Origin of the sequence: Nocardia sp. JMUB6875 (assembly GCF_041154655.1) — a bacterium.
Lineage (GTDB): Bacteria > Actinomycetota > Actinomycetes > Mycobacteriales > Mycobacteriaceae > Nocardia.
The window spans coordinates 1-3,435 of the sequence record NZ_BAAFGR010000331.1 but is presented as its reverse complement, the minus strand read 5'-3'; the positions used below and the strand labels follow the sequence as shown (position 1 = coordinate 3,435).

Here is a 3,435-nt window from a genome sequence, read left to right as displayed (position 1 = left end):
TCGGAGCGCATCCGGATATCGAGGTGGTGGGGGAGGCCGACAACGGGGCCGCCGCGATCGCGCGGGCGGGGGAGTTGCGGCCGGATGTGGTGTTGATGGATGTGCGGATGCCGGTCACCGACGGGGTGACCGCGACCGCGCGGATCATCGAATCCGGGTGCGGCAGCCGGGTTCTGGTGATGACGACCTTCGATCTGGACGAGCATGCGCTGGGGGCGTTGCGGGCGGGGGCGAGCGGGTTCCTGCTCAAGGACACGCCGCCGGAGGATTTGATTTCCGCGATTCGCAGTGTGGCGGCCGGGGATGCGGTGGTATCGCCCAAGGTCACCAAGCGGCTGCTGGACCGGCTGATCGCCGAGGATCCGGCCGCGGGACGCGATCCGAAGGTCCTCGAGGTGCTCACCGCCCGCGAACGCGAGGTGCTCGAGCACATCGCGGCCGGGCGGTCGAACGCCGAGATCGCCGGGGCGCTGTTCCTATCGGAGGCGACGGTGAAAACCCATGTCGGGCGCGTCCTCACCAAACTCGGCCTGCGCGACCGGGTTCAGGCCGTGGTGCTGGCCTACGAAACCGGGCTGGTCCGGCCGGGCAGCGCCTGAGCGATGTGACCGGGACCGCATCCGGGAGAAAATCCGGTCCCTCGCGCGTTGCACAGGTAGATCGATCGAAAGGATCGCCCGATGCCCGCCCTGTTGTTCCTCGCGTACTTCGCCGCCGAGATCGCCACCCTCGTCGTGGTCGGCCACTTCATCGGCGTGTTCCCCACCATCCTGCTGCTGCTGGCCGGTTCGGCCGTGGGCCTGGTGCTGGTGCGCTCGCAGGGCCGGCGCGTCTTCCAGAACTTCCGCCGCGCCGCCCGCGGTGAACTCGAACCCACCACCGCCGTCGCCGACGGCGCCCTGGTCGCCACCGGCGCCGTCCTCATGTTCGTCCCCGGCCTGCTCACCACCGCCCTCGGCCTGCTGGCCCTGCTCCCCTTCACCCGCTTCGCCTTCCGCCCGCTGGTGGCCGCCTTCGCCGCCCGCCGCCTGAGCCGCGTCGCCACCGCCGTCGGCCCCTACGGCTACCGCAACGTTGTGATCGACCCCGACGGCGAGGTCATCGACGCCACCGTCGTCACCGAGTACTACGACGACGGCCAGGGCAACGGCTACAAGATGATCGATCCCCGCTGAGCCACACCGCTTCTCCTCACCCCGGTGCAGACGGTCTCAGAGCCGTTCGCGCACCGGGGTGATCACGTTCTCGACCAGCCGGCACGACGTCCGGGGCTAGAGGTCGAAGCGGGCGCGGAGAGCCATGCGGACGTTTTCGAGGGTGGCCGGGTCGAGCATGCCGATCTTCTGGATGAATTGGGACGCGGCGAAGGTGCCCAGCCAGAAGACCGCGACCGCCGCATTGGTGTCGGCGATCGGAACGGTCAGCAGCGCACGGGGATTGGGGGCATCACCGATGGGGATGATCAGGGAGACCGCGATGAGGCCGCCGCGCACGACGTGCGGGACCGAGTCGAGGACAACGACCGTGTGGATCTGATCGCGGACACCGCGCAACCGCCAGATCTCGCCCTGGATGTTGGGGACGTCAGTCATCGCCGGCCCATGCCGCGCGGGAGGCGGCCTCGGCGGCCTCCAGGAACGCCTCGGTTTCGGGATCCGGCGTCAGTGCGGCCAATTCCTCGGCGACGAGCATGCGACGGGCCGCGCGGTAGAGGAAGTCCGAGACGTTCGGCTGCTGCTTGATCAATTCCGTGACGCGATCATCGGGCAGCGAAACGGAGATTTTCATCCCACCACGGTAGCACTCTGGTAGTACCGGCGGGAGGGCTTGCCGGTTGCCGACGGGATCGGCACGTCGGGCAGGATGGGGAGCCGTGAGTACCCAGTTGCTTGTCGGCGGTCGGATCTACAGTTCGAGCAATCCCGATGCGACGGCCATGGCCGTCAGCGACGGGACCGTGGTGTGGGTGGGATTGGACACGCCGGGGCGGGCGCTGCACCCGGACGCCGAGGTCATCGAATTGGACGGGGCATTCGTCGCACCCGGATTCGTGGATCCGCATGTGCACGTCACCGCGCTGGGATTGAAGCTCACGGGACTCGATCTGGCGCAGGCCGACTCTCTCGCCGGGTGCTTGGACGCGGTGCGCGCGTTCGCGGCCGCACATCCCGACGGGGTCGTACTCGGTGAGGGCTGGGACGAGACACGCTGGGCCGAGGGACGAGCGCCGACCGTCGAGGAGATCGATGCGGCCGCGCCGGGGCGGCAGGTGTATTTGGCTCGGGTGGACGCGCATTCGGCCGTGGCGTCGACGGCGTTGCTGGATGCGGTGGACGGGATCACCGAGGCGGTGGGGTTCACTCGGGGCGAGCCGCTGCGGGCGGATGCCCATCATCGGGTGCGTGGCGCGGCGCTCGGGGCACTCTCGCGGGCGCAGCGGGACGCGGCCCGGACCGCGGCATTGGATTCGGCCGCAGCGAATGGTGTTGTGGCCGTACACGAATGCGCCGGACCTGAGATCTCGGGTGCTGAAGATGTGCGCGAACTTCTCGAGTTCGCGCACGGGGTCGAGGTGCGCGCCTACTGGGGGCAGGCCGTGCGGACCGCCGACGAGGCCCGCACCCTGGTCAAGGAACTGGGCGTGCACGCGCTCGGCGGCGACCTGTTCGTGGACGGCGCGATCGGCTCGCACACCGCGTGGCTGCGCGCGCCCTACGCCGACCGGGACACCGTCGGCACCTCCTACCTCGACACCGACGCCATCGCCGCGCACGTGCTGGCCTGCACCGAAGCCGGTATCCAGACCGGGTTCCACGTCATCGGCGACGCCGCCATGGACGCGGTGGTCGCCGGATTCGAACGCGTGGTGGGCGAACTCGGCGGTCCGGCCGTCGCCTCGCGCGGGCACCGCCTCGAACACGCGGAGATGATGACCCCCGAGCAGATCGAGAAGCTGGCGGCGTGGGGCGTGATCGCCAGTGTCCAACCGGGATTCGACGCCGCCTGGGGCGGGCCCGACGGCATGTACGCCACCCGCCTGGGGGCCGAGCGCGCCGCCACCCTGAACCCCTTCGCCGCCATGGCTTCCGCGGGCATCTCCCTGGCCATCGGCTCCGACGCCCCGGTCACCGCCCTCGCACCCTGGGAAGCGTTGCGCGCGGCCGTCAATCACCGCACCCCGGGCCACCAGATCTCCCCCCGCGCCGCCTTCGCCGCCGCCACCCGCGGCGCCTGGCGCGCGGGCGGCGTCCGCGACGGCGTCGCGGGCACCCTCGTCCCGGGAGCCCCTGCCTCCTACGCCATCTGGGACGCCAAAGAACTCGTCGTCGCGGCCGCCGCCGGCACCGTCCAGCGCTGGTCCACCGACCCCCGCTCCCGCGTCCCCGGCCTCCCGCCCCTGACCCCGGACGCCCCCGCCCCCCGCTGCCTGCGCAC

The 3,435-nt window shown here is 70.8% G+C and carries 5 protein-coding genes; 3 read left to right on the top strand and 2 right to left on the bottom strand.

Translation table 11 applies throughout. From position 1 onward, the window contains the following. Together ACAM49_RS39305 and ACAM49_RS39300 are read left to right on the top strand one after the other, a co-directional pair. The coding region (locus ACAM49_RS39305; protein ID WP_369640596.1) for a LuxR C-terminal-related transcriptional regulator at positions 1–599 on the top strand (599 nt) is incomplete at its 5' end. Positions 600–680: 81 nt separating this feature from the next. Beyond that, positions 681–1,175, top strand: a complete 495-nt coding sequence (locus ACAM49_RS39300) for an FxsA family protein (protein WP_369640595.1) — start codon at positions 681–683, stop codon at positions 1,173–1,175. A 96-nt stretch (positions 1,176–1,271) separates the two neighbouring features. On the opposite strand, the gene ACAM49_RS39295 is transcribed toward ACAM49_RS39300, so the two are convergent. Next, the gene (locus tag ACAM49_RS39295) at positions 1,272–1,592 is read right to left on the bottom strand and encodes a hypothetical protein (protein ID WP_369640594.1); all 321 of its coding nucleotides are present in this window, start codon (positions 1,590–1,592) and stop codon (positions 1,272–1,274) included. Beyond that, the gene (locus ACAM49_RS39290; protein ID WP_369640593.1) at positions 1,585–1,788 is read right to left on the bottom strand and encodes a hypothetical protein; all 204 of its coding nucleotides are present in this window, start codon (positions 1,786–1,788) and stop codon (positions 1,585–1,587) included. Before ACAM49_RS39290 ends, ACAM49_RS39295 begins: the two co-directional genes overlap by 8 nt. Positions 1,789–1,873: 85 nt before the next feature. Between ACAM49_RS39290 and ACAM49_RS39285 the strand changes: the two genes are divergently transcribed. Further along, a partial coding sequence (locus ACAM49_RS39285) for an amidohydrolase (RefSeq protein WP_369640592.1) occupies positions 1,874–3,435 on the top strand: 1,562 nt, incomplete at its 3' end.